Source organism: Variovorax nitratireducens (assembly GCF_051216545.1).
Taxonomy (GTDB): Bacteria; Pseudomonadota; Gammaproteobacteria; order Burkholderiales; family Burkholderiaceae_C; genus Variovorax.
Map to the genome: position 1 here is coordinate 193,528 of NZ_JBPJZO010000009.1, position 17,572 is coordinate 211,099.

Annotated in this window: 19 protein-coding genes and 4 pseudogenes; 13 read left to right on the forward strand and 10 right to left on the reverse strand. The window is 61.4% G+C overall.

Annotated features, from left to right (window positions below; genetic code table 11):
- Window position 1: 1 nt before the first annotated feature.
- From ACSFA8_RS20340 to ACSFA8_RS20365, 6 genes are all read right to left on the reverse strand, one after another.
- Window positions 2-793, reverse strand: coding sequence for an enoyl-CoA hydratase/isomerase family protein (locus ACSFA8_RS20340; protein ID WP_435481278.1), 792 nt, complete (start codon window positions 791-793; stop codon window positions 2-4).
- A gap of 98 nt (window positions 794-891) precedes the next feature.
- Window positions 892-2,511 carry a carboxyl transferase domain-containing protein gene (locus tag ACSFA8_RS20345; protein ID WP_435481279.1) on the reverse strand — a complete coding sequence of 540 codons (1,620 nt, stop codon included), beginning with the start codon at window positions 2,509-2,511 and terminating at the stop codon, window positions 892-894.
- A 96-nt stretch (window positions 2,512-2,607) separates the two neighbouring features.
- A complete protein-coding gene (locus ACSFA8_RS20350; RefSeq protein WP_435481280.1) occupies window positions 2,608-3,573 on the reverse strand; it encodes a Bug family tripartite tricarboxylate transporter substrate binding protein in 966 nt (321 codons plus the stop codon).
- 29 nt (window positions 3,574-3,602) lie between these two features.
- The gene (locus ACSFA8_RS20355) at window positions 3,603-4,844 is read right to left on the reverse strand and encodes a CaiB/BaiF CoA transferase family protein (RefSeq protein WP_435481281.1); all 1,242 of its coding nucleotides are present in this window, start codon (window positions 4,842-4,844) and stop codon (window positions 3,603-3,605) included.
- A 135-nt stretch (window positions 4,845-4,979) separates the two neighbouring features.
- A complete protein-coding gene (locus ACSFA8_RS20360; protein WP_435481282.1) occupies window positions 4,980-6,137 on the reverse strand; it encodes an FAS1-like dehydratase domain-containing protein in 1,158 nt (385 codons plus the stop codon).
- A 31-nt stretch (window positions 6,138-6,168) separates the two neighbouring features.
- The gene (locus ACSFA8_RS20365) at window positions 6,169-7,725 is read right to left on the reverse strand and encodes an acetate--CoA ligase (protein ID WP_435481283.1); all 1,557 of its coding nucleotides are present in this window, start codon (window positions 7,723-7,725) and stop codon (window positions 6,169-6,171) included.
- 170 nt (window positions 7,726-7,895) lie between these two features.
- Here ACSFA8_RS20365 and ACSFA8_RS20370 point away from each other — a divergent pair, with 170 nt between their 5' ends.
- From ACSFA8_RS20370 to ACSFA8_RS20400, 7 genes and pseudogenes are all read left to right on the forward strand, one after another.
- Window positions 7,896-8,693, forward strand: a complete 798-nt coding sequence (locus ACSFA8_RS20370; RefSeq protein ID WP_435481284.1) for an IclR family transcriptional regulator — start codon at window positions 7,896-7,898, stop codon at window positions 8,691-8,693.
- 114 nt (window positions 8,694-8,807) lie between these two features.
- Window positions 8,808-9,131, forward strand: coding sequence for a PaaI family thioesterase (locus ACSFA8_RS20375; RefSeq protein WP_435481307.1), 324 nt, complete (start codon window positions 8,808-8,810; stop codon window positions 9,129-9,131).
- Between the two features lie 122 nt (window positions 9,132-9,253).
- Window positions 9,254-9,628 carry an acyl-CoA thioesterase gene (locus tag ACSFA8_RS20380; protein WP_435481285.1) on the forward strand — a complete coding sequence of 125 codons (375 nt, stop codon included), beginning with the start codon at window positions 9,254-9,256 and terminating at the stop codon, window positions 9,626-9,628.
- 297 nt (window positions 9,629-9,925) lie between these two features.
- The gene (locus tag ACSFA8_RS20385) at window positions 9,926-10,201 is read left to right on the forward strand and encodes a BrnT family toxin (protein ID WP_435481286.1); all 276 of its coding nucleotides are present in this window, start codon (window positions 9,926-9,928) and stop codon (window positions 10,199-10,201) included.
- Window positions 10,158-10,451 carry a BrnA antitoxin family protein gene (locus ACSFA8_RS20390; RefSeq protein WP_435481287.1) on the forward strand — a complete coding sequence of 98 codons (294 nt, stop codon included), beginning with the start codon at window positions 10,158-10,160 and terminating at the stop codon, window positions 10,449-10,451. The genes ACSFA8_RS20385 and ACSFA8_RS20390 overlap by 44 nt, the downstream gene beginning before the upstream one ends.
- 498 nt (window positions 10,452-10,949) lie before the next feature.
- Window positions 10,950-11,216 (forward strand): transposase, encoded by a 267-nt coding sequence (locus ACSFA8_RS20395; protein ID WP_435481288.1) that lies wholly within the window; start codon window positions 10,950-10,952, stop codon window positions 11,214-11,216.
- Window positions 11,217-11,341: 125 nt separating this feature from the next.
- A pseudogene (locus ACSFA8_RS20400) lies at window positions 11,342-11,497 on the forward strand (IS3 family transposase); the annotation flags it as partial.
- A gap of 89 nt (window positions 11,498-11,586) precedes the next feature.
- On the opposite strand, the pseudogene ACSFA8_RS20405 reads toward ACSFA8_RS20400, so the two are convergent.
- The 4 genes and pseudogenes from ACSFA8_RS20405 to ACSFA8_RS20420 all read right to left on the reverse strand — a co-directional run.
- Window positions 11,587-11,783 (reverse strand): annotated as a pseudogene (locus ACSFA8_RS20405) (IS21 family transposase); the annotation flags it as partial.
- Window positions 11,784-11,867: 84 nt separating this feature from the next.
- Window positions 11,868-12,056 (reverse strand): annotated as a pseudogene (locus ACSFA8_RS20410) (hypothetical protein); the annotation flags it as partial.
- Between the two features lie 38 nt (window positions 12,057-12,094).
- Window positions 12,095-12,481: a YkvA family protein gene (locus ACSFA8_RS20415; protein ID WP_435481289.1), complete on the reverse strand. Its 387-nt coding sequence runs from the start codon at window positions 12,479-12,481 to the stop codon at window positions 12,095-12,097.
- Window positions 12,482-12,494: 13 nt separating this feature from the next.
- Window positions 12,495-12,878, reverse strand: a complete 384-nt coding sequence (locus ACSFA8_RS20420) for a YkvA family protein (RefSeq protein ID WP_435481290.1) — start codon at window positions 12,876-12,878, stop codon at window positions 12,495-12,497.
- Window positions 12,879-12,968: 90 nt separating this feature from the next.
- On the opposite strand from ACSFA8_RS20420, the gene ACSFA8_RS20425 reads away from it, so the two are divergent.
- The 6 genes and pseudogenes from ACSFA8_RS20425 (at window position 12,969) to ACSFA8_RS20450 (ending at window position 17,466) form a co-directional block, all read left to right on the forward strand.
- Complete coding sequence (locus ACSFA8_RS20425; RefSeq protein WP_435481291.1) at window positions 12,969-13,625, forward strand: Chromate resistance protein ChrB; 657 nt, start codon at window positions 12,969-12,971, stop codon at window positions 13,623-13,625.
- Window positions 13,626-13,643: 18 nt separating this feature from the next.
- A complete protein-coding gene (locus ACSFA8_RS20430) occupies window positions 13,644-14,906 on the forward strand; it encodes an MFS transporter (RefSeq protein ID WP_435481292.1) in 1,263 nt (420 codons plus the stop codon).
- A 111-nt stretch (window positions 14,907-15,017) separates the two neighbouring features.
- Complete coding sequence (locus tag ACSFA8_RS20435; RefSeq protein ID WP_435481293.1) at window positions 15,018-15,575, forward strand: hypothetical protein; 558 nt, start codon at window positions 15,018-15,020, stop codon at window positions 15,573-15,575.
- 3 nt (window positions 15,576-15,578) lie between these two features.
- A pseudogene (locus tag ACSFA8_RS20440) lies at window positions 15,579-15,731 on the forward strand (nucleotidyl transferase AbiEii/AbiGii toxin family protein); the annotation flags it as partial.
- A gap of 113 nt (window positions 15,732-15,844) precedes the next feature.
- On the forward strand, window positions 15,845-16,558 hold the full coding sequence (locus ACSFA8_RS20445; RefSeq protein WP_435481294.1) for a DUF6088 family protein: 714 nt from the start codon (window positions 15,845-15,847) through the stop codon (window positions 16,556-16,558).
- Window positions 16,555-17,466, forward strand: coding sequence for a nucleotidyl transferase AbiEii/AbiGii toxin family protein (locus ACSFA8_RS20450; RefSeq protein ID WP_435481295.1), 912 nt, complete (start codon window positions 16,555-16,557; stop codon window positions 17,464-17,466). Before ACSFA8_RS20445 ends, ACSFA8_RS20450 begins: the two co-directional genes overlap by 4 nt.
- The last annotated feature ends 106 nt before the right edge of the window (window positions 17,467-17,572 follow it).

The window sequence follows — 17,572 nt, forward strand, 5'->3', positions numbered from 1 at the left end:
TTCACTGCGGCAGCAGCCAAGTCGGATTTCGCTTTTCGAGGAAGGCTTTGACCCCTTCTCGTCCCTCCTCGCTTGCCCGAATGTTGGCGATTCCCTGGACCGTACGAGCAACCAGCGTATCGTCGATCTCGCGACCTGCCACGTCGGCGATGAGCTGCTTGCAGATGCTTACAGCGGTCGGGCTTGCGCCGGCAAAGGCACTGGCGAGATCAGCCACCTTGACATCCAGCGCATCTGCCGCGACGACCTCATGCACGAATCCGATCCGATGCGCCTCGGTGGCACTAAAACGCTCTGCCGTAAGGAAATAGCGCTGAGCGGCCCGCGTCCCCATGGCCCGCAGCACGTAGGGACTGATGGTGGCGGGAACAAGGCCGATCTTCACTTCGCTCAGGCAATACCAAGCAGTGTCAACGCTTACGGCTATATCGCACGCGGCCACCAACCCCATGCCTCCGGCGTAAACGTCGCCTTGCACGCGAGCGATGGTCGGCTTCGGGCACTCTGCGATGGTGCGAAGCATTGCGGCGAGCTTACCCGCGTCAACGATATTCTCGTAGTGGGTGTAGTCGGCCATGCGTCGCATCCACTGAAGGTTGGCACCAGCACAGAAAGCCGAACCGTTGGCGCCCAACACGACAGCTCGGACTTGCGGTACGGCACCCGCTTCGGTGAAAGCTTGGGTGAGTTCGGCGATGAACGCATCGTCGAAAGCGTTGCGCGTGTCGGGCTGGTTGAGCCAGATCTTGGCGATGGAACCCTCGACGTCGAGGGATAAGCGGGTGAAGGTCATGGCATCGTACGGTTAGGTCGCATCTATGGTCTCGGGGCGAAGATTGCTCGGCAGGCATGCGGCCACCGAGGCGAGCAGGGTGGTGACTAAACACATCCCTACATCCGGAAGATGCCGAACCTGGGTTCGGGGATCGGCGCATTGCGCGCAGCGGCCAGGCCGAGTGCCAGCACGCGGCGCGTGTCGGCCGGGTCGATGATGCCGTCGTCCCACAGGCGCGCGGTCGCATAGTAGGGGTGGCCCTGGTCTTCGTACTGCTGGCGGATCGGCGCCTTGAAGGCCTCCTCTTCGTCCTTGCTCCAGCTGCCGCCCTTGAGTTCGATGCCGTCGCGCTTCACCGTGGCCAGCACGCTCGCGGCCTGCTCGCCACCCATGACGCTGATGCGCGCGTTGGGCCACATCCAGAGAAAGCGCGGGCTGTAGGCGCGGCCGCACATGCCGTAGTTGCCGGCGCCGAAGCTGCCGCCGATGATGATGGTGAACTTGGGCACGTTGGCGGTGGCCACGGCCGTCACCATCTTGGCGCCGTGGCGCGCGATGCCTTCGTTCTCGTACTTGCGCCCGACCATGAAGCCGGTGATGTTCTGCAAAAACACCAGCGGTGTCTTGCGCTGGCAGCAGAGCTCGATGAAGTGCGCGCCCTTCTGCGCCGACTCGCTGAACAGGATGCCGTTGTTGGCGATGATGCCCACCGGCATACCCTCGATCTCGGCAAAGCCGCAGACCAGCGTGGCGCCGAAGCGCTGCTTGAACTCGTGGAACTCGCTGCCGTCGACGATGCGGGCGATGATCTCGCGCACGTCGAAGGGCTTGCGCGTGTCGGTCGGGATCACGCCGTAGAGTTCCTCGGGCGGGAACGCAGGCGCCTGCATCGCCGCAGCGGTGGCCGGCGGCGCCGCCGCGTTCAGGTTCGCCACCGCCGAGCGCGCCAGCGCCAGCGCGTGCAGGTCGTTCTGCGCCAGATGGTCGACCACGCCCGACAGCCGCGTGTGCACATCGCCACCGCCCAGATCTTCGGCCGTGACGACCTCGCCGGTCGCCGCCTTCACCAGCGGCGGGCCGCCCAGAAAGATCGTGCCCTGGTCCTTGACGATGATCGATTCGTCGCTCATCGCCGGCACATAGGCGCCGCCGGCCGTGCAGGAGCCCATCACCACCGCGATCTGCGCGATGCCCTGCGCACTCATCTGCGCCTGGTTGTAGAAGATGCGGCCGAAGTGGTCGCGATCCGGGAACACCTCGTCCTGGTTCGGCAGATTCGCGCCGCCCGAATCGACCAGGTAGATGCAGGGCAGGCGGTTCTGCTCGGCGATCTCCTGCGCGCGCAGGTGCTTCTTGACGGTGAGCGGGTAGTAGGTGCCGCCCTTCACGGTCGCGTCGTTGCAGACGATCATGCAGTCGACGCCGCTCACGCGGCCGATGCCGGTGATCAGCCCGGCGCCGGGCGCGGACTCTGCGCCCTTGCCGTCGAGGTACATCGCATGCGCGGCCAGCGGCGCGATCTCGAGAAAGGGCGTTCCGGGGTCGAGCAGTTCGGCCACGCGGTCGCGCGGCAGCAGCTTGCCGCGCGCCACATGCTTGGCACGCGCCGCCTCGCCGCCGCCCTGCTCCACTTTCGCGAACTGCCGGTGCAGGTCATCGACCAGCGCGCGCATCGCGGTGGCATTGGCCTGGAAGTCCGCAGAGCGGGGGTTGAGTTTGGATTCGAGCTTGCTCATGAACTATGTCGTACTAGCATCCGCTCCAGTTCCTTGCAGTGCAATCGAACCGGAGAAGAGTGCCCTTTCTATATATCGAGGAACCGAAGTTTTGCGTCAGTCCGCTTTGAGGCCGGCGTTCTTGATGACCAGGCCCCACTTCGCCCTTTCGATGCGCGCGAAATCGGCCAGGTCTTTCGGAGAAGTGGAGGCGGCGGGTTCATGTCCCAACTCGAGGAGGCGTTGTCGCACATCTGGCTGCGCCAACGCCTTTGCCAGCTCCGCGCTCAGCTTCTGAGCCACGGCAGGTGGTGTTCCATGTGGCGCGTACAAGCCGTTCCAGGCCACCACCTGAAATCCCTCGAGTCCCTGTGCGGAAATCGGCTTTGCTTGTGGGAGCAAAGCAGAGGGTTGCAGAGAGGTCACGCCCAACGCCTTGAGCTTGCCGCTCGCAACAAAAGCCCGGACTGCGCTCGCTGTATCGATACCAACTAGCACTTGCCCTCCAATGATGTCCGTCATCGCTGTGCCGGATCCCTTGTACGGGACCCCGCTGACTTTGATGCCGCTCTTCTCCCGAAGCAGCTCTAGAACCAGGCGCGCAGTTGTGCTGGGAAGCGCCACGTTCACGACGTCGGGCCGTGCTTTCGCATCTGCCAGAAGATCCGTGACAGTGTTGTATGGCGCGGAAGGGTTGGCGACAACGACCATGGGGAAGGTGCTTACCAAACCGAGCGGCTCGAAATCCTTCTCGGGCTCGAAACTCATTGACGGATAGAGAAACTGGTTGAGCACGTGCGTACCGTTGGTGCCCATCAGCAACGTATAGCCATCCGCCGGCGCGCGGGCGGCCTCGGATGCGCCGATATTTCCCCCCGCCCCTGCCCGGTTGTCCACAACGATCGGCTGCCCCAACGCCTTGCTCAATTGCTCCGCAATGAATCGGGTGGCGACATCCGTTCCCTGTCCTGCCTGATACGGAACGATGATACGGATAGGCTTTGCGGGATAGCCTTGTCCGTACGCCGCATGAAGCAGCGCGAACGATGCCACGCAGGCACCAATGAACTTCAGAAATCTCATGTCTTAGTCTCCTAGTTATGAATTCAAACTCAGCCTTGCCTGCGGCTCTTCGGAATCACTCCGCGCGATTGCAGGTTGTCTATTCGCTCTATCGGGAAGCCTGCATCCAGCAGGATCTGATTGGTATGAGCGCCAAACGATGGAGGCGATTCCCCGGGGATGCCAGGGGTTCGGAAAAGGCGTGCCGGAATGCCGATACCGTGATAGTCGTCACGATCCACGCGCATTGCCCGATGCAGTGCATGTGCCTGTTGAAAGGCTTGGGGGATCGAGTTCACCGCTCCCGCCGGAACGCCGATAAGCATTAGTTCCGAACACAGCGTCGCTCGTGAGTGGGTGCCTAAAACCCCCTCGATCAGCTCGCGCAGCGTGTCGCGATTCCTCAAGCGCATTGCATTGGTCGCAAAACGCTCGTCTGCCCACAGATCAGTCAGCCCAACGTGCTCGCAAAAGCGCTTAAATTGCCGATCGTTGAGGATCCCAAGAAAAATAAGACCATCGCTGCAAGCAAACTTGTCATAGGGCGAAATGTTGGGATGTGCGCTCCCTAGCAGACGAGGCTCCTCACCCGAGTACATCCAGTTGGCGGCGTGAGGAACCAGCAGGCTCATGGCCGTGTCGAAAAGCGTCGCCTCGACACGCTGGCCTTGACCCGAGCGCGCCCTTTCCACAAGCGCAAGCAGGATGCCCGTAAGTGCGGTGTAGCCGGTCAAGTGATCCACGATGGGTATGCCCATGCGCGTCGGTCCCCCTTCAGGCGTGCCATTGATGCTCATCAGACCGCACATGGCCTGCAAGACGGCGTCATAGCCCGGCAAGCCACCCAAAGGCCCGTCACTTCCAAACCCGGAAATCGAGCAGTACACAAGCCGAGGAAACTTGCGCGACAACACAGCTTCGTAGTCGAGGCCCCAGCGGTTCATCGTTCCGGGAACAAAGTTCTCCACCAGGACGTCCACTCCATCGAGCAATTCAAGCAGGGTGTCCTGGCCTTCAGGAGTCGATAGATCCAACCCGATTGCGTGCTTGCCCCGGTTCACAGCCGTAAAGTACGCAGCTTCGCCGTTTGCGTCGAAGGGCGGACCCAGCGTCCTGGTTTCATCGCCGGCCGGTGGCTCGATCTTGATGACCTCCGCGCCATGATCGGCGAGCATCTGCGTACACAGTGGCCCGGCGAGCACGCGAGACAGGTCTAGTACGCGCACCCCGGCGAGCGCGCCGTGGCGCGCCGAGTGAGCGGTGGATGCGCTTTGCGATCCCCAGGACATCATCGACCTCCGTGTGGTCACCGTTGCGCCTCGAGGTCGCGTTGTGCGACACCGCGGCGAAAGCGATGAATGAATCTCGACGGAAGAGTCCGTCGCGGCGCCCGGGCCCCTGCGGGCAACAGGCGCGCTAGGACACGCTTAGCCGCGTGTCGGCAGTTCGACGATGCCCGATCCCAGCACGGACAGTTCGTCATCCTGATTGCGGGCTTCCTGCTCGATTTCAACCAGATGGCGACCGCTCTCGACGAATTTCCGCTTGACGCTTCCCTTGATGAAAAGCATGTCGCCTTCGGGGTTGTGCCGGCGGATCTTGCAGCTCGCCTTGCGCAGGAAACCGCTGTCTCCCATCCAGTTGGTCAGATGATGGGTCAGCCACGACGTGCGTTCGGGGCCGTAGTCATAGGCGCCCGGGGCGCCCACTTCCAACGCGAAATCCTCTTCCCAGTGGACGCGCTCCGGCACGTCGGGAATTCCAAAGCGATTGGTGATGCCGACGCCGGGGTGGGCGTCAATCAGCTTCCAGGCCAGCTTATTCGCACGAATGTACAGCCCACCCCATCCCTGCGCGTAGGCGATAAATCCCGTAACGGTCATCGGCCCCTTGAACATGACGGGCAATGCCTCGCCTTCCTTGACGTCTTCCCAATAGCGAGGCGTGGCGCCACGCACTTCTTCCTTCGCATAGAGCTTGAAGGCCTCACCAATCTCTTCCGGCGTGTAGCGGCGCGGCTCGCGGGCGCGCACTTCCTTGTACTTTGTCCCGGCCTCACGAGCGTGATCGCGTTCGGTTCGGAAACACCAGCTGTCCGCCTCGGCCACCTTGTCGCCCTCCTGGTTGAAAAAGTCGACGTGGTAGATCTGCTGGATTGCCCGGCCGGCAAAGCGAGTCTGATGCTCGATCAACTCTTTCAGGTAGGCCTCGGTGTGAATTTCATCGTTGCGACGCACATTTTTGTGCCAGGTCCAATCCGCGCCCGACCACATGGCATGAACACCGGGCAGGCCGCCGACGTAACCGGAAACGATCCGGCTCGTGGAAAACAGGAAGCTCGGCAAAGCAAGGATTCCCCCGTGGCTGGTCTTTGCCGCATAGTCAGGATCACACCAAAGTGGGTTGTCATCGCCGATGCCGTGTGCATAGTGGCGGATGTTGTCCCGGGTTGCCTCGTGGCACCAAGGCTCGGCCGTAACGCCAATCTTTTGGCCAATGCGCTGGCGCAAATCATCGAGGCCACTCTCGGTGATCTTTGGGAACGTGCGCTCGGTGGTGGTGCGCTCGGCGGTGGTTACGGACATGTTGTCTCCTGCTGGGTGGTGGTAAATGGGTTTATGCGGCCAGTGCGTTTGCGGCTTCTTGCTCGCGCAGCTTTCTGCGGTGAATTTTTCCGGCGGGGGTTTTCGGCAGTTCGTCGACGAACTCGACCTTGCGCGGATACTCGTGCTGGCTTAAGCCGGTACGCACGAGTTCCTGGATCTCCTCGACAAAGGCATCGCTTCCAGCACGCGGGGACACGACGAAGGCCTTGACGACCAGGCCGCGTATGGGGTCCGGCACGCCGATCGCGGCAGCCTCCCTGACGTCCGGGTGCTTGAGGATGGCATCCTCCACTTCGACCGCGCCGATCGTCCAGCCAGCCGAGATGATGACGTCGTCAGCGCGCCCGCCGTGCCAGAAGTAGCCGTCTTCGTCGACCCGGCCCAGATCCTTCGTTGCAATCCATTCGCCGCCGCGCCACAGCTTCAGTTCACCCGTCACATTGGGTGCGCAGGGAGCGCCTGCCGGATCCTGAACTTCGACCTTCAGTCCAGGGACTGGCTTGCCCAGCGAACCGGATTTGACTTTGAAATCCTGGGAGCCCGGGTAGTTGACAAGGCAAACGCCAATTTCCGTGGTGCCGTACATGCTGCAGGCCGGGAGACCGAAAGTCTCTTCCACGAACCGCGCGGTTTCGCTGTCGATCGGCTCGCCTGTAAACGATACTTTCTCGAGGAAGTACTTGTGCTTCGATGCTTCACCGGAATTTCGCATCATCCGGTAGTGCGTGGCCGCTGCCGAGATGTTGGTGAACCGGTGGTCCTCGAGAGCCTTGAGCAGGCGTTCTCCGTGGAACTTGCCCGAGTACGCACCGATAGTGACCCCAAGCGCCAGTGGGGCCAAGGTTCCGTGCCAGAGGCCATGCCCCCAAGCCGGGGACGAGGGGCAAATGAATCGATCCTTTGGCCTGATGCCGGTGCCGTACAAGGCTGCCAACATGAGTGTGACGAGGGCACGGTGCGTGTGTTTGACAGCTCCTGGAAGTTCACGCGTCGTCCCGGACGTGTACTGAAAGATCGCGAGGTCGTCCGCCCGAGTCTTGCATTCGAAGCTATCAGGGTAGCTGGTAAGACTCCCAAGGAAGCCATTGTTGGCTACCACTACCCTCAAACGCGCTGACGGACTGACGAGTGGCGCCTTCTCCTCGTTGGTCACGAGCATCGCCGGCTCGCAATCCTGAACGCGCAATCGAATTCCATCAGGACCAAACAGTGTGAAGAGGGGTACGGCGATTGCGCCCATCTTCATGGCGCCGAACATGGCAACGTAGAACTCGCGCGAAGGTTCCAGCATCACCGCAACGCGGTCACCGGCTGCTACGCCGCTTTCGAGGAGAAAGTGTGCAAATCGTGACGAGTCCTTCGAGAGTTCGTCAAACGTCAGTACTTCATCCTCACCCGCGGCCCGCACTAGAACGATGGCTGCGCGCCCGTCACCTGCATGACGGTCGATGCACTCGTGCGCAATGTTCATCTGCTCGCGATTGCCGTCGAAGAGCTCCCATAGCTTCGCGGACGAGCAGTTCGCCTGTGCATCTGAGTAGGACGTGTATTCAGTCAATTTGGTCATGTCTTTGTCTCTCGCGTTCTGCAAACCGTGGAGTGAACTTTGCGCGCGTGCTTTGTAATTGTCAATAGCGTTCTAGAATTGTATTAGTACAATGACAGAAATGAGTTCCGAAGAGTGAATGCCAGAAGAGCCCTCTCTCGTATGCTCGGCAAACTGAAGCGGAGAGCTATATGACGACCACCACCTTTGTAGATCCCCCAACTGCCGGCCCGCGCATACGCGATGTACCCGCGGTTTCAAGGGCGATAGCTATTCTTCGGCTGCTCGGACGCAGTCCGGCTCCTCTGCCGCTCAAGGCCATTGCGCAGGAACTGTCGATGGTCAACAGCACTTGTCTCCATATCCTGCGGGTTCTGGTGGATGAAGGGCTGGTGAAGGTCGATACCGGTACCAAGCAATACAGCCTCGGCGTGGGCATGCTGGCGCTTGCCAAGAGCGTCATCGAGCGCAATCCATTCCCGACGCTAGTACAGCCCGTTCTCAACAAGTTGAGCAACTCCTGGGGACTGACAGCCATTGGTGTCGAGATCACTGGCCTGGACCACATGGTCGTTCTGGCAATCGCTCGTTCACAAGCTCCCTTCAGTCTTCACGTGGACGTTGGGAGTCGCTTCCCTGCCCTGATCAGCGCTACAGGCAGGCTGGTTGCCGCCTTCACGGAGGTGAGTGACAAGGACATTGAACGACGGTTCAAAGCGTTGCGGTGGGACCAGCCGCCAGATCTTCCAGCATGGCGCGCCGAGGTTCAGGCGGTGAGACGCCGGGGTTTCAGCATTGACCGCAACACCTACATCAGCGGCATCATGGTGATTGCGGTTCCCGTTTTCGACGGCGGCGGCCGCATGACGCACTCATTGGTTGCGGCCGGGGTTGCGGACAGGTTCACGACAACACAGAGCAGTGCTTTAGCAAAGGAGATGCAGGCTGAAGCCAGCAATCTCTCGGAGCATCTCTCGACTCAACGATAGCCAAGAATGAACGCCACAACCTCAACAGAATCGTCTCTCGTAGCGCAGGGTTGGAAGCCTCGCGTGCTTTCGGGATACGCAGGCCTAATAGGCCCGCTCTGGACCAAAAAGGAAATGGGCGCTTGGGCCTATGGAATTCTCCCGTGCGCGCAACATCTCAATCCGGCTGGCGTCGTGCATGGTGGATTGCTCATGAGCTTGATAGACCATGTTCTTAGCGCAATTGCGTGGGAGGCTGTGGGCCGTCGGATCTGCGTCACCATTCAGATGGAAACAAAATTGTTGAGCGCCGCGCGCGAGAATCACTTTCTGAAAGCGACCGGACATGTCACGCACGCTACCGGTAGCTTGGTGTTCGTGGACGGAGAAATTCATTCGGGGGAGAATGCTGTCTTGCGCGCTTCAGCGCTGCTGAAAATCATGAGCAGCGCAGCTTGAAGCCAACAACGAGCGCCGAGTGCAGCAGCGAACTCTGTTGAAGATCAACAAGACGTGCGGCACTGGGCAGCAAACCGCGCAAACACTTCAAGATGACCGCAACTAATCAAGACGTTTCCCCTATGAGCCTCCGTGCCGAACCAGAAGTCGTCTTGCGCGTGATTCCAATGCCAGCAGATACCGTTTTGGACGACAAAATCTCCGGTGGATGGGTCATGAGCAAGCTTGATCAAGCCGGCAGTGTGCTACCCGCGCGCTTTTCTAGTCGACGGTTTGCCTTGGTTGGAGTGGAGAGGCTTGTATTCGCAAAACCCGTGCTGTTGGGTGACATCGTGACGTTCTATGCCGTTACCCAGAAGGTCGGAACTACGTCCATCAGCGTAGAAGTTTCAGCAACGACCGAGCGTAGAAACGGAAGTGCCAAAGAAGTGGTGACCAGTTGCGTGATGACATACGTGGCGTTGGATGAAGGTGGCCGTCCTGCGCCCATTGGGTGAATAGGAGCAGAAGCGGATGCGCTCTTCAAGCGTAGCTCGCTACGGCGAGCCCGCTAACTCCCATTGCTGGAAAGGGGGCAAAAATCCCGCCAAGCCTCGCAGATCGACGAGTCGGTCATAAGTGGCCTCGTCCACAAGGCCCAAGTGCAATGCGTCAGCGCGCGGCGCAATGTTCTCGCCCGGCCAACCCCTGCTGACATGGCTCACCTGGTCGACCAAGGAATTTAGTTCGCCGCGGCCTTGGATTGATCCATCAAGTCATTTGCATCAAGAGGTTTGTGTAGCTACAACAACCTCATGCGTGTGACCTTTGATCCTGTCAAGCGAGCTAAGACGCTCGCCGAGCGGGGTCTAGATTTCGCTGATGCTCTACTCGTATTCGAAGGTGACACCCTGGAAGTCGAAGACGACCGCAGGGACTACGGCGAGGCTCGCATCATCTGCTTTGGCTTGCTCGCCGGTCGCATGGTCGTGGTCGGCTACACCCCGCGTGGCGCGGATCGCCACATCTTCAGCATGGGGAAAGCCAATGAACGCGAACAAGAGCGGATCGGCCCGCAGCTTGGGCTCTGATCTGGCAAAGGTGGATGCCCACAAGGTGGGCGCATCGGAATATGACGAGCTGCCGGAACTGACGGACGACATGCTGGTGCGGGCCACGGGTAACCGTGGTGGCCGCCCGCGTTCGGCATCGAGCAAGGTGCTGCTCTCGGTCAGGTACAGCCGGGAGGTCGTGGACTTCTTCCGCGCCACTGGGGAGGGCTGGCAGTCTCGAATGGACGGAGCGCTGAAGGAGTACGTCGCGCAACACTCACGTCGATAGAGATCGCGATTGCAGCTTGGGGGAGGCGGCGACTTCAAAGTCGCAGTGACCGAGCCTCCGGCCGATCTGGTAGCCATGCCGGGGGTGCTAGGCGGCGGATCCGTTCGCACAAGAGAAGTTGTTTCTACTGAGTGAGTGGTGTCGCCCTATGAGCGAGCACAACATCGCCAGTCCGTTCGGGCCTTTTCTTGCAAGAGAAGTTGTACATCGGCGATCGTTTCAAGCGAAGTTGTACTCATAGCGTCATCGATCTGAAACGAATCGGTTCTATGTTTCCGATGCCGATGCCGATGCCGATGCCGATGCCGATGCCGATGCCGATGCCGATGCCGACGCTCGGCGGACAACTTGGGGGCCGCAATGGCCTGCAGTGGACTGCGATGCGCTCGCACCTGAGCGACGCGACATCTTCCTTCAACGCAAGCGCGGGTGACCTCCCCCCACCCAGCCGTACCAGCGTAAACGAAGTGAAGTCCGTCAACTTGGAGAATGACGGCTATGAGAAAAAGCAGATTCACCGACGAGCAGATCGTCGGCTTTGTCAGGCAGGCCGAGGCGAGCCTTCCGATCAAGGAGCTGTGCCGCAAGGGCGGCTTCGGCGACGCCACCTTCTACAAATGGCGCGCCAAGTACGGCGGCATGAACGTGTCCGACGCCCAGCACTTGCGTGAACTCGAAGCCGAGAACGGCAAGCTCAAGAAGTTGCTGGCTGAAGCCCATCTGGACATCCACGCGCTGAACACCGCCTTCGGGGTAAAGCGATAGCCCCACAGGCCAAGCGTGCAGCCATCGCCACCATGATCGAGCAATGCGATCTGAGCGAGCGGTGCGCATGCAGGCTTGTGGGGCTTTCCCGCGACAGCTATCGCAATCCACCCGAGGTCGATGCCATGTCCCAAGAGCTCAGCAGCAAGATCGTCGAGATCGCCCATGCGCGCCGGCGCTTTGGCTATCGGCGCATCTACGACATGCTGCGCCCGCGCTTCCCGGGCGTGAACCACAAGAAGGTCTACAGGCTCTACAGCGCTGCCAACCTGGCGGTGCGCCAGCGCAAGAAGGTCAAGCGGCCCGCCAACGAACTCGTGCCGCTGCAACTAGCCAAGAGCGTCAATGACGTGTGGAGCATGGACTTCGTCAGCGATAGCTTGATTGCCTCAATGAACGGCGACAGCTCGTCGTCGCCGCGCAGCGCCGGTACTTCGGTGGCGCCGCCACCGGCGTGCGCAGGTACTTCCTCACCGTGCTGCGCGACAGGCTCGTCGCCCTCACGATCTCCCGCACCGATTTCTTCTCGCGGTGGTGCATCCGCAGGACCTTGCCAATCATGGCCATGGTGATCACTCCTCATACCCCTGCCGCTTAAAAAAGCAGCAGGGTAGGCTGAACACCTGGGTCAAATTTGAAGCAGCATAACCCTCACGGGTGGGTCAATTTTCGGCCGGCGCCAACAACGCTGACCGACGACAGTGCCATCGCGGCTGCAGCGATGACCCGCGACAAGAGGGTGCTGAAGAACGGGTAGAGCACTCCGGCGGCCAGCGAAATCCCGGCCACGTTGTAGACAAAGGCAAAGAACAGGTTGGTTCCGATGTTCTTCATCATCGCCTGCCATCTCCAATGGTGGCGATTTCATCGGGCTTGGCCTATCGCGCCGACCACACGCCGAACCACAGCCAGAGCCACCCGGCGACCACTGACCACATGAACATGACCATAAGCGCCGTCGACTTGCGGTCGAGCCAGCCCGCACAGACGCCGATCCAGTCGTCGCTCTTCGTGCGGCACTCCCGCCATACACCTCGAGGCAGCATGCGCAACGCCAGCCACGACAGGATCGCCAGCAACACCAGGTCGTCCAGGTAACTTGGCATCGGCACCACTTCCGGGGTCCAGTCCACCGGGCTCGCCACGTAGACAACAACGAACAGTCCGATGGCCTTCGCCGCACGCGGAGTCTCGCGGTGCAAGCTGCTCAGGCACAGCGCCAGCAAGGTTCCCGCGCAACGGCGCAACCATGCAATGAGGTTCATGGATGTTCGCTCCTTATCGAAGCCACAGCCATAAACCTACTGCAACACCGAGCCAGGCCGCAGCAACGAATGCGATGCCCCATGGGCTGCGCGGCTTGTCCTCACCGCGCCGCATCCAGTCGTCGGCCTGGATGCGGCATTCGGCAAGCACGTCCTTGGGCAGCAGCCGGATCGCCAGCCAGATCAGCCCGGGCAGCAGGAGCGCGTCGTCCACGTATCCCAGTACCGGGATGAAATCCGGGATCAGGTCGATCGGGCTGAGCGCGTAGGCAACAACAAATGCCGCCAGCGCCTTGGGCAGCCACAACGTGCCCGGATGGCGGCACGCGAACCACAGGGTCACCGCGTAGCGCTTGACGCGACGGGCCCACTGGCGGATCTCTTGCAGGATCGACAACTGGCACTTCCTTGTGGCTACGGACGGGATCGGCTTGCGACGTTAGATCTTTATCAGTACATGTATGATGTAACGACCGATACATTATCTATGAATCAAGAAAAAAAGCCCAGCTGGCTCCTGTTGACCTACAAAGTGCCCGCCGAGCCCTCCAAATTCCGCGTGGCGATCTGGCGTCGCATCCGCAGCCTAGGTGCCGTCTACCTGCAAAACAGCATCTGCGTGCTGCCCACCACGACCGAGCACCAGCGTCAGTTCCGCATGGTCCAGGCCGACATCGACCGCGCCGGCGGCGAGGCCGTGATCTTCGAAACCCTGGCCCTCGACGCAAAGCAGGAAGAGCGCGTCGTGGCCTACTTCAAGCACGACCGCGACCAGGACTACGAGGAGTTCCTGGACAAGTGTGTCGATTACAAGAAGGAAATCGAGAAGGAGGTCAAGGCCGATCACTACACCTTTGCCGAGGTGAAGGAGAACGACGAAGACCTGAAGAAGCTCAAGAACTGGCTGGAACGCATCAAGGCACTGGACTTCTATGGTGCGCCGGCTCGCGCGACAGCGGAGCAGCGCCTCGCCGAATGCGAGGAGTTACTCGAGGCCTACGCCAACGAGGTATTCGAGCGCGAGCAGAACGCCAAGGGTGAGCCTCTGGAGAAGCCCGCAGCGGCGAAACGCGCTTCCTCCAAGACCCCTGCGGTCAAGAAGCCGGCAGCGAAGAAAAACGCCAAGCGCAGAGACGGGGAATAAAGCTCGAGATTCAAAACGATGAGCACCACTCCCTTGTCTCACCCACGTCTGGGCCTTTCGCGCCTGCTGCCCGTCGGCGTCGACCCGGGAGCTTTGCCACTGCTCGCTGCACGGGGGCTGCGTGCCTTCGGCGATGGGTACATGGCGGTGCTGCTGCCGGCCTACCTGCTGGCGATCGGGCTGGGCACGCTGGAGGTGGGCATCGTGAGCACAGCGACGATGCTGGGCTCGGCACTGGCCACGCTCGCGGTCGGCGCATGGGGATACCGCTTTGCTGGCGGTCGGCTGCTGCGTGGCGCTGCATTGCTGATGGCCGCCACGGGCCTGGGCTTTGCGGGCTTGTCATCGTTCTGGCCGTTGCTGATCGTAGCGCTGGTCGGCACGCTCAACCCGAGTTCGGGTGATGTCAGCGTGTTTCTCCCCCTGGAGCACGCCCGCTTGGCCGCAGCGGCGCAAGGCCATGCACGGACCGCGCTGTTCGCGCGCTACAGCCTCGTGGGCGCGCTGTGCGCCGCGCTGGGGGCGTTGGCCGCCGCCGTGCCGGACTGGTTGGTGCGACACAGCGAGTTCGCGCTCCTCGACGTGTTGCGGGGGATGTTCGTTGTGTATGCCGCGATCGGGATGACCGTCTTCTGGCTCTATCGGGGCCTTCCGGCGCGCACCTCAGCCAGCAATCCAGACAGCCCGCCTGTCGCACCGGCACCGCTCGGCTCGTCACGCCGCGTGGTGGTGCGACTGGCGGCGCTCTTCAGCGTCGATGCCTTTGCTGGCGGCCTGACGGTCAACGCCCTGATGTCGCTGTGGCTGCTCGAGCGGTTCGACTTCTCGCTCACCCAGGCCGGCGTGTTTTTCTTCTGGACCGGCCTGATGAGCGCGGCGTCGCAACTCGCTGCGCCTGTGGTGGCTCAACGCATCGGGTTGCTCAACACCATGGTCTTCACGCATCTCCCGGCCAATGTCTGCCTGGTGTTGGCCGCACTGTCGCCCAGCCTGCCGATCGCGCTGTGCTTGTTGACGATCCGCAGCGCATTGTCGTCCATGGATGTCCCCACGCGGACAGCTTACGTGATGGCGGTCGTGACTCCGGCCGAGCGTGCCGCCGCGGCGAGTTTCACGGCGGTTCCACGGAGCCTGGCGGCGGCCATCAGTCCGACGATCAGCGGCGCCCTCTTTGCCGCCGGCTGGATTTCGCTGCCGCTCATTGCGTGTGGGCTGCTCAAGATCACCTACGACCTCGCGCTCTGGCGTGCCATGCGACGGGATCGACTGGATGGGGAGTAGCCAGACAAGGCTTCCTGATCCGGAGCGCTTCAGGGTCCCCTCGCCGCACGGTGGCGCCGAGCCGCGCACCATCCATCGCCTGTGGGTGGTCGTGCTGATCGATGTCGCGCCGTGCTGGGCTATCACCTGAGCCTGCACCGGGAATGCACTGCGGAAGACGTCCTGAAGGCCGTCAGGAACGCACTCAGTCAATGGAGGCGCCGCGAGCTGCGGTTCAGCGGCAGTGCCTACGCGGCGGAAGCCGGATTCCCCTCGTCACGCCACGAGCGCTACGTGGGTGCCTGCTGGGACCAGTTCAGTGTGGACGGGGCCATGGCGAACACCTGCGAGCGGGTGGCGCGTCAGCTGGAGAACGTGGTCGGCGCGGCGATCATCAAGCCGCAGGACAGCAGCACCTATGCCAGCCGCCGAAGCAAAGACGATCGTCCCTTCATCGAATCGTTCATCCGGCAACTCAGCACCAGCGGGTTCCATCGTCTGTCCACGACAACCGGGAGCTCGCCGCGGCACAAGCGCGGTAAAGATCCCGACGCAGCCGCCCGCGACACCCAGTTCCAGCTCGAGTACGCTGAAGCTGCTCGACACACTCATTGCCAACTACAACGCAACGCCGCATTCGAGCCTCGATCGCCCAGTCGGCGCCAACCCGCTCCAGACGAATGGCTTTGAACTCGAACCAGGAACGGTTATGGCGGTGTGCGGATCGACCTGCAGGCGAAGCTTGACGGTGCGCGCATCGCATTGCAGGTGGACATCGGTTTTGGCGACGCGGTCACACCTGCGGTCGCTCTAGAGCTGCCATTTGTCGCAAGGGATCCCAAATAGTGCGCGTGGAGATCCTGAGATTGTCCGAAGTTTATATATAAACTTCGGACATCTCGGCAGTTTTGGTTGAATTTGTCCGAAATGTATATATAAACTTCGGACAAGGGGCCCGCATGACCGACACCGTAAACCGCATTACCGCCATGATCGACGCCGCCGGGCCCGGCTATGTCTGGGTTCCTGCTGATTTCGCCTCGCTGGGGACGCGCGCCGCCATCGACAAGACGTTGCAACGTATGGTTGCGCGTGGCGAGTTGCGCCGCATTGACCGCGGTCTATACGATCGCCCCACTCTCAACAGCCTCACGAAGCGCCCGGCTTCACCCGACTACCGTGCTGTCATCGATGCGCTTGCACGGCGCGACCAAGCCCGCATCCTCGTCGATGGGATGACCGCGGCCAACGACCTCGGCCTGACCGATGCGGTTCCGGCGCGCGTCACGATCTACACAGACACGCAGCCTCGCTCCATCCACCTCGACAAGCTCACCATCGAGTTCAAGCCGACAGCGCCAAGTCGCCTCTATTGGGCGGGCAGACCGGCGATGCGGGTTGTCCAGTCCCTGCACTGGCTCAAGGACATGCTGCCGACAGACGGCGACCGCGTCAGAAAGACGCTGGCACGCCTTCTCAGCGATCCGAAACACGGCGACAGCATCCGGGGTGATTTGACGCAAGGCTTCAGCGTATTGCCCGCATGGATGCAAAGCTTCCTGCGAACCATTCCGGACTTCGACCCGATGCCACCCGCTGATCTACGTGATCCGGCGAAGGCCGCCTCACGGCGCAAGCCCTCGCCCGCCCGCACCCCGGCGGCGTCGCGATGAATACGGTCTATGACGACGTGATCGCATCGAGCGATGCCGACAGAGGTGCGCTCTTCGTGGAAACCGCAGCACGCCTCGGCACCGCCGTGCAGAACGTCGAGAAGGACTTCTGGGTGTGCTGGACGCTCGACGCATTGTTCAACGGTCTTGAGGCCGGAAGTCCCCGCCTGCTCTTCAAGGGAGGGACATCGCTCTCAAAAGCCTTCAACCTTATCCCGCGCTTCTCCGAGGACATCGACATCACGGTGTTCCGCGAAGACATCGGACAGGCCGTCGACCCCGCTGAGCTAGATGCGCTGAGCGGCAAGCAGCAACGCAAAAAGCTCGATGCAATCCGCGAGGCCTGTCAGGCTTTCATCAACGGTTCGTTGACAACCCAGCTTGCGCAGCGCGTTGATGCCGTTGGCAAAGGCCGCATGAAACTGGAGCGCGATCCGGATGATGCGGATGGACAGACCTTGCTGCTCTGGTATCCGGCAGCGACAACACGAACCGATGACTACATCCGATCCGCCGTCAAGATCGAAGCGGGGGCGAAGTCGGCCCTCGATCCGCACACGTCCGCTTCAGTGACGCCGTATATCGCGGCCGATCTTCCTGATCTAAATCTTCGCGTTGACAACGTCATCACCGTAGAGGCTGAGCGCACGTTTTGGGACAAGATCATCATCCTCCACGGCCTGCGGCAGTGGCATGACCGGCGTATTGTCCTGCGCCATGGCGGCCAGCGTGTTTCGCGGCACTACTACGACGCGCACGAGCTCATGCGCGATGAACGGGCAGCGCAGTGGCTCGGGAATCGTGCTCTCGCCGCAAACTGCGCGACACATGCGCGGCTCTTCTTCGGCAGTGCCGACCTCGGCCTGACGACGGCTGCGCATGGCCATTTCACGCTAAGGAAGGTCTGAACAGGTCGCCAATTGGCGCGCGATGAAGCCCAATGGCGTGCATGGTGATGAATCGCGCCGCCAGATTCCCCGAATCGATGATGTCTGCCCCTCATCCAACGCCCTC